Source organism: Streptomyces sp. NPDC005576, from assembly GCF_042871745.1.
Classification (GTDB): Bacteria; Actinomycetota; Actinomycetes; order Streptomycetales; family Streptomycetaceae; genus Streptomyces.
Window position 1 is genome coordinate 51,622 of record NZ_JBIAJC010000007.1, and the last position, 14,820, is coordinate 66,441.

Sequence of the window (14,820 nt, forward strand, 5' to 3'; positions counted from 1 at the left end):
CACCGCTGCCGCACCCGGCCGCGGTTCCGCCAGAGACCCAAGGAGAACAGACATGAACGACGACGCTCTGCGTGCCCGGTTGGTCGCGCTCGTCATCGAATCGGGGGACGGCAACATCACCGAGGCGGACATCGCCGACGCCAACGGGGCGTTGCGCGGACTCAACTACTCGTCCCTTTCGTACATGCGGCTGATCGACGCGATCGAGAACGACCTCGGGGTGTACATAGACCCCGACGCCGGCACCGAGCCGTTCGAGAGCCTGGACACCCTGGTCCCCCTCGTGCGGAAGGGGATGGAGTCGGTTGAGGCGTGAGCCGGGTCCCTCGGTCGGCGTCATCGGCGGCGGGCGGCTCGGCAACGCCATCGCCGGGCACGCCCGTGCGGAGGGGCTGTCCGTCGTCCTCACCGGAACGCGGCACGGCCGGCGGCCGACGGGAACACCCGACGTCGTGATCGATGCCAGCGGGCCCGGTGCGCAGGAGGAGGTGCGCGAGTACTGCGAGCGCAACCGGACCCCGCTCATCGAGTGCGTGTCCAACCTCGACGACCGGCAGTGGGACGAGCTTCACGTCCTGGCCCGGACGGTGCCGGTCGTCCGGGCGGCGAATCTCACGCTCGGCCACTACCTCCAGACCCGGCTGCTCCGCGAGGTCGCGGCCCTGCCCGACGCGCTCAGGCCGCGGGCGAGCGTACGGGAACGCCACCCGGTGGCCAAAGCGCACCGGCCCAGCGCCACCGCGGTGGAGCTGGGACGCACCTGGTCGCGGCTGAGCGGCGGTGACCCCGACGACGTCAGCTCACTCCGTGGCGGCCTTCCGGTCAGCGACCACGAGGTGATGTGGACGTGGCGGGCCGAGACGCTGTCGCTGTGCCACTCCGTCGGATCGCTGGAGGCCGCGGCGGCCGGCGCGGTGGCGGCGGCCCGGTGGGTGCACGGGAGGAAGGCAGGAATGGAGTCCATGGACGCGGTCTACGAGGACCTGCTCCACCACCACGCAGCGGAGTGCCCATGACTGTGATCTCCGGGACGAATCCGGCTTCGACGACCCGTCAGCGGCTCCTCACCCAGATCGCCCTGGGCGCGCGCATGCTGTCGCTCGACGGACACGACGACTTCAACCAGGGGCAGATCTCCGCCCGCGCGCCGGGGTCGGACACCTTCTACATCAAGAACGCCCTGTGCGGCTTCGACGAGGCCACACCGGAACAGATCGTCCTGGCGCACGTGGACCACACCCGGCCCGCGCCGTCTCTCGCACCGCCCGAACTCCCCCTGCACCAGGCCATCTACCGGGCCCGGCCCGATGTGAACGCCATCGTCCACTCCCATGCGCCCCACACTCTGGTCTTCGGAGCCACCGACCTCGAACTGCGGCCGGTCTCCCACGAGGGAGCGTGGTTCGCGGGCCGGACCGGTCTGTTCACCACCACCAGCAACACGGTGCTGGACATCGGCACCGGGGACGCGATCGCCGAGGCTCTGGCGGATGGCAACGGGGTGTTCCTGCGCAACCACGGCGGTGTGGTGGTCGGCAAGAGCGTCCGGCACGCGGCGGTCTTCGCGACCGTGCTGGAGCGCGCCTGCCGCCTGCAGCTGCTCGCCGAGAGCAGCGGCGCGCGATACACCTCCTCCAGCCTCCAGGACGTCCGGCTGAAGCGGGACTTCATCTACGCGGACCTGTCCGTGCGCTCCTACTGGGACCACAGCGTGCGCCGGGTACGCCGCGCGTGCCCGGATGCCTCTTCCTGGCCGCGGGCGTGAGGGGGCCCGGCATCCAGGTCGCGCTCGCCCGGCGGGGCGCGTTCGCGGACACCCCGCTGAGCGACGTGGACCGAGAAGGCCTGCGCGACCGTCCCGCCGCGGCCAGGCAGGACTACCGCGAGGGACGGAGTCTGCTGCGCTGGTCGCTGAGCCGCCTGTTCGGTACGGAGTACGCCGCCGCTCCCGTACGGCCCGACTCCCGGGGGAAGCCGGTGCTGCTCACGGACGTCCCGATCGGGGTCAGCATCTCGCACAGCGGCAACCTGGTGGCGGTCGCGGTGGCCACCGGCCGGGACGTCGGGGTGGACGTGCAGACGCCGGTCCTGCCGTCCGCCGGTCTGATCGCCCGTTGCTGCCGCCCGCAGGACCGCGAGCGGATGGCGTCGCTCCCGGAGGGCCTGCGGTCGCGCGTCTTCACCGCCATGTGGACGGTGCAGGAGTCATGTCTGAAGGCGTGCGGAGAAGGGGTCGCCTTCCGTCCCGGGCGGGTGCCTGTCGTCCCGTTCCAACTGGCCGGCCGGTGGCGCGACCACAGGTGGCGGGTGTTGCCCCCGTTCGCCGGGGACCTCGTCGCCGTGGCCGTCTCCCATCCGCCCGGGCCACCGGGTGCGGTACACGTCCTGACCGTCGGCCCCGCCGTTCCCCCGCCTCCCCCAGCCGCTTCGGGTCTTCCGGAGCTCCCCGCCGAAAGGACACCGTGACCACCCCGCACGCATCACCGCTGCTGATCACCCCCACGGCACGCGAAGGGCGGCTTCCCGTCTCCTTCACCCAGGAGGAACGGCTCGAGACCGGTCGGCACGTGCAGTTGGTCAACAACAAGATTCCGGTGGGTCTGATCTTCGAAGGGCCCCTGGACGTCCCCCTGCTCGAACGCTGTCTGGAGATCCTCGGCCGCCGGCACGAGTCGCTCCGCCTGTGCTTCCCGGTCGATCCGGCCGGCCACACCCTGGTGGTGCTGCCCGACCTGGGAGAGCCCCTGCGCGTGGTGTCGGTCGAGGACACCGCGCCCGACCGGCGCATGGACCATGCTCTCGCCCTGCTGGCCGAGGATGCCTGCCGGCCGTTCGAACTCGCCACCGGACCGCTGTTCCGCCGGATGGTGGTCAGGGTGGACGAGAACACCCATGTGCTGTGCATGACCATGGACCACGTGAACATCGACGCTCTCTCGGTGCGCACCCTGATCAGCGAACTCTTCGCCCTCTACGCGTCGCTGGCCGCAGGACGGGAACCGCGGCTTCCCGAGCTCCCGGTGCAGTTCCCCGACTTCGCCGCATGGGAGCGCGACTACCTGCGCGGTCCGGTGCTCGAACGTCTGATGGGCTACTGGCGCAAGCAGTTCGACGGTATCGACCCCATCCCCTCGTCCGGACTGGTCGATCCGGCGGGCGGCGTCGAAGGACCCGCCAGGCTGGTGAAACTGTCGACCTTCATCGACGACGAACGCACCAAGTCCATCGACGCGTTCGCGGAGTCGCTCGGCACCAGCCTCATCTCCGTCGTGGGTGCCGCGGTGAAGGCCACGGTGTGGCGGCGGAGACTCGACACCGTGGGGGACGAGGCGGCGGGCACGGTCGCCCTGTTCGGCTCACTGGGCAACAGGACCCGGCCCGAGACGCAGCACCTCGTCGGCTATCTGGCGACCGTGGCCACCTTCCGCACCACGTTCGACGGGTCCACGCCCTTCTCGGAGCTGGTGGGCCTGGTGGGACGCACCCTCTGGGACGCCATGCGGCACCAGCGGATTCCGCACTCCCTGATCATGAAAGAACTCGGCCACCCGCAGTACGGCGCCCGCTACGGCGACCCGGCCGGCATGCCCCCGTACCTCAACTTCGACGTACTGGACTACGCGATGGACACCTTCACCCAGCCGCCGGGGCTCTCGGTGCGACGGGTCACGCTGCCCACGCCGGAGGTCCCCAGAGGTGGCCTGCGGGTCCTCGGCTTCCGCCGGCCCGACGGGATCTCCCTCGAGTTCCGGTACCGCAGCGACCGCTACGGCGAGGCGTGGGCGAAGGACTTCCTCGCGGAACTCGACAGGGTCCTGGCGCTCGGGACCGAGAGTCCGTCGACCCGGGTGCACGAGCTGTTCGACGTGCGGGCGGGGCGGTCATGAACGATTTCAAGATGGCCGCGGTGGACCTGGACGGCACCCTGCTGCGCTCGGACCGCTCGATCTCGGCGAGGACGCGTACCGCGGTGGCACGGGCGCGGGACGCGGGAGTGGAGATCGTCTTCGTCACCGCCCGACACTCCGCCGCCATCGAGGGATTCGTGTCCGATCTCTCGCTGACCGGCGAAGCGGTGTGCTGCATCGGAGCGGCAGTCCACACCCTGCCGTCCACAGCCCTGACGTGGAGCAGCACTCTGGCCCCCGCGGACTCGGTGGAGATCGCGCGGCGCGTCGCCGGGAGCTTCCCCCGCCTGCGCCTCGGCTGGGCCCTGCGGTCGGGACCGCTCGGCTACCAGCACGGATATTCCGGCAGGCTCCTGATCGGCCCCTCCTTCCACGCCGACCCGCTCCTCATCGACGAGCCGGTCCTGAAGATGTGGGCGATCGGTGACGACCTCGGCGAACACCGCCCCGACGCGATGGCACGCGTCGTGGACGGCCTCGCGGACGTCGCCCATCACGGCAGGGGTTTCGTCGACCTCGTCGCTCCCGGAGTCACGAAGGTCGGCACGTTGAAGCGGCTCTGCGAGGCCCGGGGGATCGACGCTTCGCAGGTCGTCGCGTTCGGCGATGCGGAGGCGGATCTGCCGATGCTGGCGTGGGCCGGGCACGGCGTGATGATGGCCAACGGCCGGCCCGAACTCCATCCGCTGGCCGACGAGGTGGCGCCCGGGTGCGACGACGACGGAGTGGCGTTCGTTCTGGAACGGATCGTGGGAAAGGCAGTGGCGCTGTGACGGCGAAAGTGCAGAGGATCCTGCCCTCGCAGGACGCGGCGGACCTGATCGGGTTGGCGACCGACATCGCCGACCGCGAACTCGCTCCACGCGCCGACGAGTTCGAGGCCCGCTCGGAGTTCCCCCGGGAGGTGCTGCGCACGCTCGGGCGTTCCGGGTTCCTGGGACTCCCCTATCCCGTCGAATACGGCGGCGGAGGGGTCCCCTACGAGGTGTACGTACAGGTCCTGGAGGTGCTCGCACAGCGGTGGCTCTGTGTGGCCGAATCGGTGTACGTACACACGCTGTCCTGCTACGGGATGGTGCACCACGGGTCGCCGGAGCAGCGCGAGCGGTACCTGCCGGACATGCTCGGCGGTGAACTCATCGGCGCGACCTGCCTGTCGGAGCCGCAGGCGGGCTCGGACGCCGCTTCGGTGACGACCAGGGCGGCCCGTGAGGACGACGTCTACGTGGTGGACGGTACGAAGTCCTGGACCACGCACGGCGGGGTCGCCGACTTCTACACCGTCTACTGCCGCACCGGCGGTCCCGGCGCCCGCGGCCTGTCGTGCCTGTCGGTCGACGCCGCCACCCCGGGTGTGCTGCCGCAGCGACGCGAGAACAAGATGGGGGTCTCCTCGTCCCCGACCGCCCAGATGGTCTTCGAAGGGGCGCGGGTTCCCGCCGACCGGCTGATCGGCCGGGAGGGCAAGGGTTTCCTTCTCGCGATGAACGCCTTCGATGTCGGGCGCCTCTCCAACGCGGCCTGTGCGGTGGGACTGGCCCAGGCGGCGCTGGACTACGCCGCGCGGTACGCGAGGTCCCGTGAGCAGTTCGGCCAGCCCATCATCTCCTTCCAGGGAGTGGGCTTCATGCTCGCCGACATGGCCACCCAGATCTCGGCGGCACGGGCGCTGGTGGTGTCCGCGGCCCGGCTCCGGGACCACGGGAGACCCCACTCCGTCGACGCGGCCAAGGCGAAGCTGTTCGCCACCGACACGGCGATGCGCGTGACCACCGACGCGGTCCAGGTACTCGGCGGCTACGGCTACGTGAAGGACCATCCGGTCGAACGCTGGATGAGGGAAGCGAAGTTGCTCCAGATAGTCGAAGGCACCAATCAGATCCAGCGCGTCGTCATCTCGGGCGCACTGTGAGAAGAGGAGAGAGCGGTATGGACAGTCTGTTCGAGGTACCGGCGAACGCGTCCCTGGAAGTCGTGGCGCACAAGGCCGGCTACGACGACGCCTTCATCAGGCTCGCCGAGTCGATCTACCAGGAGCGCTTTCCGGGCTCCGAAGTCCTGCACACCGGCGTCAACGACGTACCCGCCGCCCTGGAGCCCCGGTTCGTCGCCGGGAACCCGCCGGACCTGGCGAGTTCGTCCGGCCTGGCGATGATGGACCTCGGCAGGCTCTCCCACGAGGGGCAGCTCACGGACCTGACCCCGCTGCTCGAATCGCCCTCGGTGGACGATCCCAGCCGGACCGTCGCCGAGTCGTTGCTGCCCGGCACCCTGGAGATGACCACCTTCGGCGGACGCTGCTACGCGATCAACTACGCGTACAAGGTGTTCGACCTGTTTCACGCCAAGTCCATCTTCGACGAGCACGGTTGGGAGTATCCCAGGACGTGGGAGGGGATGCTGGAGCTGTGCGCAGAGATCAAGAGTGCCGGGATCGCGCCCTGGACGTACGCGGGTGACTTCCTGGCACCGCTCTTCCGGGTCCTGCTGTCGATGGCGACGAAGCTCGCCGGCCCGCACATCGTGCGCGACATCGACAACCTGGAACCGCACGCGTGGCGGGCGGACGCGGTCGTCGCCGCGGCCGAGGCCATGTACGAGCTCGTCCGCCGGGACTACATCCTGCCCGGCACCTCCCGGATGACGTACATGGAGGCGCAGGAGCAGTTCGTACGCGGCAAGGCGGCGTTCATCCCCTGCGGCTCCTGGCTGGAGAGCGAGATGCGCGGCATCACTCCGGCGGGCTTCGAGATGCGGCTCGCCCCCGTGCCCAGCATCGGCACGGCCAACGCCCTCCCCTACGAGGCCGTGATGGCGGTAGCCGGTGAGCCGTTCATGGTGCCGACCAAGGCGAAGAACCCCAACGGGGGCCTGGAGCTGCTGCGCATCATCACCTCGCGTCAGGTCGCCCGCACCTTCTCCGGGAGCACCGAGGAACTCAGTGTGGTGGCCGGAGCGGCGGACGGCCTGCCTCCGGGCGGCAGCCTCGGAGTGGTCCGGGACGTGATCGAGCGCGCCGGCGAGAACACCTTCGCCATCGGCTTCCACCTGCGTTACCGGGACCTGTACAAGGGACTGGGCCGCGTCACGGCCGAGCTGATGACCGGCGACATCACCCCGCGCGAGTGGAGCATCCGCTGCCAGCGGGAGTCCGACCTCATCGCTGCCGACCCCACCATCGCCAAGTACCCACGCTGACCCCGCGGGCCCGGCTCCCGCGGGAGCCGGGCCCGTCGACAAGTCGAAGACCGGAGCCATCATGTGCGCGCAGGACAACAGGACCGACCCGACCGGTGAGGGGGAGTACGGGCCCGGGAGCGCGGGCCGCGAACGACTGCAGCGGCGCACGGTGCGCTCCCTGGCACTCACCCAGATCGTGGCGGGCGTCGGGGTCGCCACCGGCTTCGGCGTGGCCACGCTGATGGCGGCGGACCTGGCCGGCTCTCCGGAGCTGGTCGGGCTGGAGCTGACCGCCTCGACGCTGGGTTCCGCCGCCGCGGCGGCGGTCCTGGCAGCGGTCGCCCACCAGCACGGCCGACGGCGCGCGCTGATGTCCGGGTACTTGGTGGGCGCGGTGGGAGCGGCGGTGTGCGTGGCCGCCGCGCTGTCGGCGAACTTCTGGCTGTTCGTCCTGGGCATGATTCTCTACGGATCGGCTCAGGTGGCGGGATTGCAGGCCCGGTTCGCCGCCGGTGACCTGGCCACGGAGAAGGACCGGGGCCGGGCGGTCTCCTTCGTGCTCTGGGCCTCCACGATCGGCTCGATCACCGGGCCCAACCTGTCCGGCGCGGCAGCCGCCGTCGACCACGCCCTGGACATGCCCGACCTCTCGGGCAACTTCCTGTTCGCCCTGGTCGGATTCCTGACAGCGGTCGGCATGATCGGAATCTGGCTGCGGCCCGATCCGCTGCTGCACTCCCGGCAGGGACTTCGACCGCCCGGCGAGCGCGACAAACCCCGCCGCATCGCCCCCCTCAGCACCTACGCCGCCCCCGACGCCAGACTGAGCCTGGTGGCCCTGTCCACCAGCCACCTCGTGATGGTGTCCCTGATGGCGATGACGATGCTGCACATCAGCCACTCAGGAATGTCCATGGGCTGGGTCGGGTTCGCGTTCAGCCTTCACCTGGCCGGCATGTCGGGGTTCTCTCCGGTCTTCGGCCGGCTGGCCGACCGCATCGGACGTCCCACCACCCTGGTGGTCGGGCTGCTGCTCAGCCTGGTCTCGTTCCTGACGCTCGGGACGTCCCCGGCGACCGTGTCCTGGTCGTCCGCACTGGGCCTGTTCCTGCTCGGTCTCGGCTGGTCGTGCGTCATGGTCACCGGCTCCGTACTCCTGTCGGAGTCGGTGACAGCCGAACACCGGCTGCTCGCCCAAGGAGGCTCCGACACCCTGATGCTGCTGTGCGGAGCCCTGGGCAGCGCGGGCTCCGGTGTCGTCGTCGGCACCTACGGCTTCCCCGCACTCAACGTCATCGCCGCGATCGTGGTGCTGCCCGCCCTCCTGCTCGCCCTGTCATCGGTCAGGAGTTCCCGACGTGGCGACGCCGTGAAGATCGCAGCTGTGGAGGAACCCGCCGGCTGAAAGGCATTCCTGGCCCGGACGGGCGCCCTCCTGGCTGCACTTGGTGAAGACCGGCACGCCGTCGGGCGCCGCATGCGACGACGGGTCGACGGGCCGCCCGTACCCCACGGCTCCGGGGCGAGCGGCCCCCTGCGTGGGAGTGCCGTGGTTACTTGGACCTGGTGACTTGGACCCGGCGACGTGAAGCTGGTGACGTGAACCTGTTTACTCGAACCGGAAGTCGGCGAGGTGGTCGGTGCCGTCGGCAAGGGTCAGACGGCACCTGCGGCAGGTGCCCGCCCACGCCTTCCCGGTTTTCCACACGGAGGAGTTCGTGCCGTCGGCCGCGTGCGGAGCGCTACCGGGGACGATCCTTGCACGGGGCTCACCGGTGGAGTGCTCTTTCTCCACATCCATTCCTGAGTGGCCGGACCGACGGTGCAAGAGGTCGAGCGGGCCCACCGCGGCGCCGGGTTCTCGGCCCGGTTCCGTGTCCCGCCGCCCGGCCCGCCCCTCAGGAAGGAGCCACCGTTGACGGCGGCTCGGCGTTCACCGGGGGGTGCCCGAGCGCACGACAACCCGTTCCACGGGTTCCGCCGCTTGCGCCTCCGGTGGGACGTCGCGACGACATCCACCGCTCCCGCACCGAGCAGTCCTGCGCGAGGAGCACGCGTCGGGGGGCGGCGTGGGCGAGCCCGATCCATCCATGGCCGACAGGTCGGCAGCGGCTCCCGGCAGATCCGGGAGCACGGCTTGGGGGCCCAGTCATCCAAGGCGGTCCGGGGCGCGGGATCCTCGCCGTTGTTCCGTATCCGTGCGCTTCTCTTCCGCAAACCATGAGGGTGCCGCCGGTCATCACGCCGACTGCCCGGCGCCCCGCTGGACGCGACCTGACCACCCCCGGGGGTACGCATGGCGGCCGACACGGACGGCCACACCGCGAGGTGGAGAACCAGCCAGCACGAGCCCGCACGCCTGGACGAGCGAGGCCGGAGCCGCATCAGCCAGGGCCTCCCCTTCGGGAAGCGGCGTCGCGTGCATACTCTCGGTCCGTCGGCCGGGGAAGCACGCAACCGGGCCTGAGCGCAAGCGGCTCCGCATCCACAAGCGTCACCTTTTGACGGTCCCGGAAGCAAAGTTCGACGTTCGCACGCGCCACCTCGACGAGCCCGCTCCGCACGTCGCCGGCAAGGCGAGGCACGACACGATCCACGCCGCGCGAGGGCGATTGGCCACGCGCCGACGGCACGGATCCCGTGCTGCTCTTCCCGCTGTCGAGAACGCTCGCCCGCAGCCGGCACCGCCCCTCCGGTCGCGCGGCACGCCCCTTCGGCGGCGCCAACCGGACTCGCCGGAAAGCCCGTTCAACGTGTGGTCGCGTTAACACGCTCGTAAGGCAGTTGTGATTCAGGTCTTGACAGGTGCGCATCACCGCGCCACCTTGGGAGCGCTCCCACACCTTGTACTCGCACAGTCCACCTCACCCCCTCTTCCCTCCCCGTACCGGGTGGAGAAGAGGGCGTGGCGGGGCGCAGCCGCGCCCTGCCGCGCTCCACGCTGCCCGGCAGAGGAAGGCGTTTGCCATGAGCTCGGTTAAGCGCTGCACACACAGCCGCTCCGGGGGAATCCCGACCCTCCTGGCCGGAGCCCTCACCCTCGCCCTCTCCCTGACGGGTGGGCCGGCGACGGCGGCCCAGCACGGCACACTGCACGAACTCGCCACCGTCCAGGGCAAGTACTTCGGCTCCGCCACGGACAACTCCGAGCTGACCGACGCCGCCTACGCGGCCACCCTGGGGTCCGAGTTCGGACAGATCACCCCTGGCAACTCCATGAAGTGGGACACCACCGAGCCCGTCCAGGGCCAGTTCAACTTCGCCAAGGGTGATGTGATCACCGACTTCGCGGCGCGGCACGACCAGACCGTGCGGGGACACACGCTCGTCTGGCACAACCAGCTGCCGAACTGGGTCGGCGCTCTGCCACCGGCCCAGGTCGAGGCGGCGATGACCCATCACATCACCGAGGAGGCCACGCACTACCGCGGCGCGGTCGCCGCGTGGGACGTGGTGAACGAGCCGTTCAACGAGGACGGGACCTTCCGCACCAGCCCCTTCTACAACGCCATGGGCACCGACTACATCGCCACCGCCCTGCGCGCCGCCCACGCCGCGGACCCGGACGCGAAGCTGTACCTCAACGACTACAACATCGAGGGGCTCGGCGCGAAGAGCGACGCCATGTACGCCCTGGCCACCGAACTGGTCGACGAGGGCGTGCCGCTCGACGGAATCGGGATGCAGGCGCACCTGGCCGTCCAGTACGGCTTCCCCTACCAGATGCAGGCGAACATGAGGCGGTTCGCCGACCTCGGCCTGGACGTGGCCGTCACGGAACTCGATGTCCGCATGCAACTGCCCGCCGACACGGCCAAGTCCGCCACGCAGTCCTCGTACTACCGGCAGGTGGTCGAGGCATGCCTGGCGGTGGAGCGCTGCGTCGGCATCACGGTCTGGGACTACACGGACAAGTACTCCTGGGTCCCGAGCACGTTCCCCGGCGAGGGCGCGGCCAATCTGTACGACGAGAACCTGCTGCCGAAGCCCGCCTACTCCGCCACGCGCGCCGCTCTGGGCGGCGAGGACGGCGGCGGGGACGGCGGGGGCAACGGCGACGCGGGGGCGCTCAAGGCGCTGTACCGGAACAACGACTCGTCGGCGCGCGACAACCAGATCAAGCCCGGCCTCCAAGTGGTGAACACGGGCACGACGGCGGTCAGTCTGTCGGACGTGACGGTCCGGTACTGGTTCACTTCCGGCAACGGGGCCGCCACGTACGGCACTTGGTGCGACTGGTCGCCGATCGGCTGCTCCACCGTGACCCATCGGGTGGTCGCGATGGGCACCCCGGCGGCCGGCGCCGACCACTACCTCGAAGTGGGCTTCGGCAGCGGCACCCTCGCCCCGGGCGCCGCGACGGGCGAGATCCAGCTGCGGCTGAACAAGACGGACTGGTCCGCCTTCGACGAGTCGGACGACTACAGCTACGGCAGCGGCGCCCCGTACGCGGACGCCCCGAAGGTCGCGGTCTACATCGGTGGCGAGCGGGTCTGGGGCATCGAGCCCTGACCCCGGCCGCACCGGCCGCCCCACCCCGCGCATCCCACCGCGCTCCCCCACTCAGCCCCACCCCCCTTCTCTTCCCCCTTCACCCCGCCTTCCCCCCAACGACACCCGCCAGCGGAGGATTTGTGTCGATTTCACGGAGAACGTTCAGCAGCGCCCTGGGTGGCAGCGTGCTCGCCATCGGCATGGCGCAGGGCGTCGCCGTCGCCAAGACCGCGTCCCCGGCGGCCGGCACCGGTGCCTCTGCGACCGGGGCCACGGCCGCGGCCGACGACCCCTACACGCAGGCCTTCCTGACCCAGTACGGCAAGATCAAGGCGGCCGCCAACGGCTACTTCAGCCCGGACGGCCTGCCCTACCACTCCGTCGAGACCCTGATGGTCGAGGCCCCCGACCACGGTCACCAGACCACCTCGGAGGCGGTCAGCTTCTGGATGTGGCTGGAGGCCGCGTACGGCAGGGTCACCGGGAACTGGGCGCCCTTCAACGCGGCCTGGGCCGTGGCCGAGAAGACCATCATTCCCCAGCACGCGGACCAGTCGACCGCCGACAGCTACAACCCGTCGGCTCCCGCGACCTACGCCCCGGAGCACCCGCTGCCCAGCGGCTACCCCTCCGCCCTGAACGGCACGGTCAAGTCCGGCGCGGACCCCCTCGCCACCGAACTCGCCTCGTCCTACGGGACGATGGACGTCTACGGCATGCACTGGCTGATGGACCTGGACAACGTCTACGGCTACGGCAACAAGCCGGGCACCGGCGGCGAGTCGGGGCCCGGCGCGGGGGCCTCCTTCATCAACACCTACCAGCGCGGTGCTCAGGAATCGGTGTGGGAAACGGTTCCGCAGCCCACCACGGACCTGTTCAAGTACGGCGGCCCCAACGGCTACCTCGATCTCTTCGTCGGCGATTCCAGCTACTCCAAGCAGTGGAAGTACACCAACGCGCCGGACGCCGACGCCCGCGCGGTGCAGGCCGCCTACTGGGCGTACCGCTGGGCCACGGCCCAGGGCAAGGCGAGTGAGGTCGCGGGTTCGCTCGCGAAAGCCGCCAAGATGGGCGACTACCTCCGGTACGCCATGTTCGACAAGTACTTCAAGCGGGTCGGCGACTGCACCGACCCGGTCTCCTGCCCGGCCGCCTCCGGCCGTGACTCCCAGCACTACCTGCTCTCCTGGTACTACGCCTGGGGCGGTGCCGCGGCGGGCAGCGGCGGCGGATGGGCCTGGCGCATCGGCGACAGCGCCTCCCACCAGGGCTACCAGAACCCGCTGGCAGCTTGGGCGTTGTCCAACGTACCGGCGCTGACTCCCAAGTCGGCCACGGCCAGGGGCGACTGGTCCAAGAGCCTGACCCGCCAGCTGGAGTTCCTGACCTGGCTCCAGTCGAGCGAGGGAGCGTTCGCCGGCGGCTGCACCAACAGCTGGGAGGGGAGTTACAGCAAGCCGCCGGCCGGCACGCCGACCTTCTACGGCATGGCGTACGACTGGCAGCCGGTCTACCACGACCCGGCGAGCAACAACTGGTTCGGCTTCCAGGCGTGGGGCATGGAGCGCCTCGCGGCGTACTACCACGAGACGGGCAACGCGTCCGCGAAGGCCGTGCTCTCCAAGTGGGTTGCCTGGGCCTCGTCCGAGACGACGGTGGGCGCCGACGGCAGCTTCCGGTTCCCCTCCACACTCAACTGGTCCGGCCAGCCCGACACCTGGAACGCGGCGTCCCCCGGGACCAACGCGGGCCTGCACGTCACGGTGGTGGACTACGCCAACGACGTCGGTGTGGGCGCCGCGTACGTCAAGACCCTCACCTACTACGCCGCCAAGTCGGGTGACAAGAACGCCGCGGCGCTCGCCAAGGCGCTGCTGGACGCGATGGCGCTGAACGCCACCACCAAGGGCATCTCGGTGCCGGAGACGCGGCGCGACTACAACCGGTTCGACGACGAGGTGTACATCCCCGCCGGCTGGTCGGGCAAGATGCCGAACGGCGACCCCGTCAAGCCGGGTTCGACCTTCATCAGCATCCGCAGCTGGTACAAGAACGACCCGGACTGGCCGAAGGTGCAGGCCTACCTGGACGGCGGCGCCGCGCCCACGTTCACCTACCACCGGTTCTGGGCGCAGGCGGCGCTCGCGCTGGCCTTCGCGATCTACGCGGAACTGCTGGTGGAGGGCGGCGGCGTGCCCAGCGGGGACACCCAGGCGCCGACGGTCCCGGCCGGCCTCATCGTGACGGCGACGACCGCGAACAGCGTCTCGCTCTCCTGGTCGGCGGCCACCGACAACGTCGCCGTGACCGGCTACGACGTGTACCGCAACGGGGTCCTGGCGGGGAACGCCACCACCACGACCTTCACGGACCCGGGCCTCGCCGCCGCCACCGCGTACAGCTACGCGGTCGCCGCCCGGGACGCGGGGGGCAACACCTCGGCGCTGTCGGCCGCGGTGAACGCCACCACGAAGGCGGGTGGCTCGACCGGCACCGGCGCGGTGAAGGTCCAGTACAAGAACAGCGACTCCTCGGCCGGCGACAACCAGATCAGGCTGGGCCTCCAGGTGGTCAACACGGGCAGCGCCCCGATCGACCTCTCGACCGTGAAGCTGCGGTACTGGTTCTCCTCCGACGGCGGCCCCAGCACCTTCGGAACGTACTGCGACTACGCCGCGCTCGGCTCGTCCAACATCACCCACGCGGTGGTCGCCGCATCCGCCCCGAAGACGGGCGCCGACCGCTATCTGGAGGTCGGCTTCACCGGCGGCGCCGGCACCCTGGCCGCCGGCGCCTCGACGGGCGAGCTCCAGTTGCGGCTCAACAAGAGCGACTGGTCGAACTTCAACGAGAGCGACGACTACAGCCGCGGCACCAACACGGCGTACGCGGACTCCTCCAAGGTCGGCGCCTACGTCGCCGGCTCCCTCGCCTGGGGGGTCGCCCCGTGACCGCCCGCCCCGCGTTCCACCCCACCGTGACCGGCCACTGACCACGCCGGCCACCCCACACACTCCCGATGGCGGGTCACCCACCGCCCCGCCGTACCCGCCATCGGGTAGCACCACCGTCCTCGCGACACCGCCGTCCTCCTGACACCCGTGTCCTGAAGACAGCACCCACGCACCGCAGGCCCCCGTCCCCACCGACGGGGCCTGACGGGAGCGGTGAACCCTCCACGGGGCCACCTCTCTCGGTCAACCCCCCACGAACCGTCAGCGGGGAGCACCCGCAG

The 14,820-nt window shown here is 70.3% G+C and carries 12 protein-coding genes; 11 read left to right on the forward strand and 1 reads right to left on the reverse strand.

Annotated elements, in window-relative coordinates; translation table 11 throughout:
• Window positions 1-52: 52 nt before the first annotated feature.
• From ACFYPN_RS13820 to ACFYPN_RS13860, 9 genes are all read left to right on the forward strand, one after another.
• Window positions 53-316, forward strand: coding sequence for a hypothetical protein (locus ACFYPN_RS13820; RefSeq protein WP_358760910.1), 264 nt, complete (start codon window positions 53-55; stop codon window positions 314-316).
• A complete protein-coding gene (locus tag ACFYPN_RS13825; protein ID WP_389298256.1) occupies window positions 306-1,016 on the forward strand; it encodes a dihydrodipicolinate reductase C-terminal domain-containing protein in 711 nt (236 codons plus the stop codon). Before ACFYPN_RS13820 ends, ACFYPN_RS13825 begins: the two co-directional genes overlap by 11 nt.
• On the forward strand, window positions 1,013-1,765 hold the full coding sequence (locus ACFYPN_RS13830) for a class II aldolase/adducin family protein (protein ID WP_358760912.1): 753 nt from the start codon (window positions 1,013-1,015) through the stop codon (window positions 1,763-1,765). The genes ACFYPN_RS13825 and ACFYPN_RS13830 overlap by 4 nt, the downstream gene beginning before the upstream one ends.
• Window positions 1,732-2,466: a 4'-phosphopantetheinyl transferase superfamily protein gene (locus ACFYPN_RS13835; protein WP_358760913.1), complete on the forward strand. Its 735-nt coding sequence runs from the start codon at window positions 1,732-1,734 to the stop codon at window positions 2,464-2,466. The genes ACFYPN_RS13830 and ACFYPN_RS13835 overlap by 34 nt, the downstream gene beginning before the upstream one ends.
• Window positions 2,463-3,887, forward strand: coding sequence for a condensation domain-containing protein (locus tag ACFYPN_RS13840; protein WP_358760914.1), 1,425 nt, complete (start codon window positions 2,463-2,465; stop codon window positions 3,885-3,887). Before ACFYPN_RS13835 ends, ACFYPN_RS13840 begins: the two co-directional genes overlap by 4 nt.
• Window positions 3,884-4,681, forward strand: a complete 798-nt coding sequence (locus tag ACFYPN_RS13845) for an HAD family hydrolase (RefSeq protein ID WP_358760915.1) — start codon at window positions 3,884-3,886, stop codon at window positions 4,679-4,681. The genes ACFYPN_RS13840 and ACFYPN_RS13845 overlap by 4 nt, the downstream gene beginning before the upstream one ends.
• Window positions 4,678-5,820: an acyl-CoA dehydrogenase family protein gene (locus tag ACFYPN_RS13850; RefSeq protein ID WP_358760916.1), complete on the forward strand. Its 1,143-nt coding sequence runs from the start codon at window positions 4,678-4,680 to the stop codon at window positions 5,818-5,820. The genes ACFYPN_RS13845 and ACFYPN_RS13850 overlap by 4 nt, the downstream gene beginning before the upstream one ends.
• 17 nt (window positions 5,821-5,837) lie before the next feature.
• Window positions 5,838-7,106: an N-acetylglucosamine/diacetylchitobiose ABC transporter substrate-binding protein gene (gene ngcE, locus ACFYPN_RS13855; RefSeq protein ID WP_389298260.1), complete on the forward strand. Its 1,269-nt coding sequence runs from the start codon at window positions 5,838-5,840 to the stop codon at window positions 7,104-7,106.
• Window positions 7,107-7,167: 61 nt separating this feature from the next.
• Window positions 7,168-8,493, forward strand: coding sequence for an MFS transporter (locus ACFYPN_RS13860; RefSeq protein ID WP_389298262.1), 1,326 nt, complete (start codon window positions 7,168-7,170; stop codon window positions 8,491-8,493).
• A gap of 204 nt (window positions 8,494-8,697) precedes the next feature.
• On the opposite strand, the gene ACFYPN_RS13865 is transcribed toward ACFYPN_RS13860, so the two are convergent.
• Window positions 8,698-8,883 (reverse strand): PxKF domain-containing protein, encoded by a 186-nt coding sequence (locus tag ACFYPN_RS13865; RefSeq protein WP_389298264.1) that lies wholly within the window; start codon window positions 8,881-8,883, stop codon window positions 8,698-8,700.
• Between the two features lie 1,172 nt (window positions 8,884-10,055).
• Between ACFYPN_RS13865 and ACFYPN_RS13870 the strand changes: the two genes are divergently transcribed.
• Both ACFYPN_RS13870 and ACFYPN_RS13875 read left to right on the forward strand, forming a co-directional pair.
• Window positions 10,056-11,600, forward strand: coding sequence for an endo-1,4-beta-xylanase (locus ACFYPN_RS13870; RefSeq protein WP_358760920.1), 1,545 nt, complete (start codon window positions 10,056-10,058; stop codon window positions 11,598-11,600).
• Window positions 11,601-11,767: 167 nt separating this feature from the next.
• On the forward strand, window positions 11,768-14,536 hold the full coding sequence (locus tag ACFYPN_RS13875) for a glycoside hydrolase family 48 protein (RefSeq protein WP_358760958.1): 2,769 nt from the start codon (window positions 11,768-11,770) through the stop codon (window positions 14,534-14,536).
• Window positions 14,537-14,820: the final 284 nt, after the last annotated feature.

Excerpts from the sequence above, each read along its gene's own strand:
- ACFYPN_RS13870 (WP_358760920.1), top strand. The coding sequence starts at position 10,056 with ATGAGCTCGGTTAAGCGCTGCACACACAGCCGCTCCGGGGGAATCCCG.
- ACFYPN_RS13845 (WP_358760915.1), top strand. The coding sequence starts at position 3,884 with ATGAACGATTTCAAGATGGCCGCGGTGGACCTGGACGGCACCCTGCTG.
- ngcE (WP_389298260.1), top strand. The coding sequence starts at position 5,838 with ATGGACAGTCTGTTCGAGGTACCGGCGAACGCGTCCCTGGAAGTCGTG.
- ACFYPN_RS13830 (WP_358760912.1), top strand. The coding sequence starts at position 1,013 with ATGACTGTGATCTCCGGGACGAATCCGGCTTCGACGACCCGTCAGCGG.
- ACFYPN_RS13860 (WP_389298262.1), top strand. The coding sequence starts at position 7,168 with ATGTGCGCGCAGGACAACAGGACCGACCCGACCGGTGAGGGGGAGTAC.
- ACFYPN_RS13820 (WP_358760910.1), top strand. The coding sequence starts at position 53 with ATGAACGACGACGCTCTGCGTGCCCGGTTGGTCGCGCTCGTCATCGAA.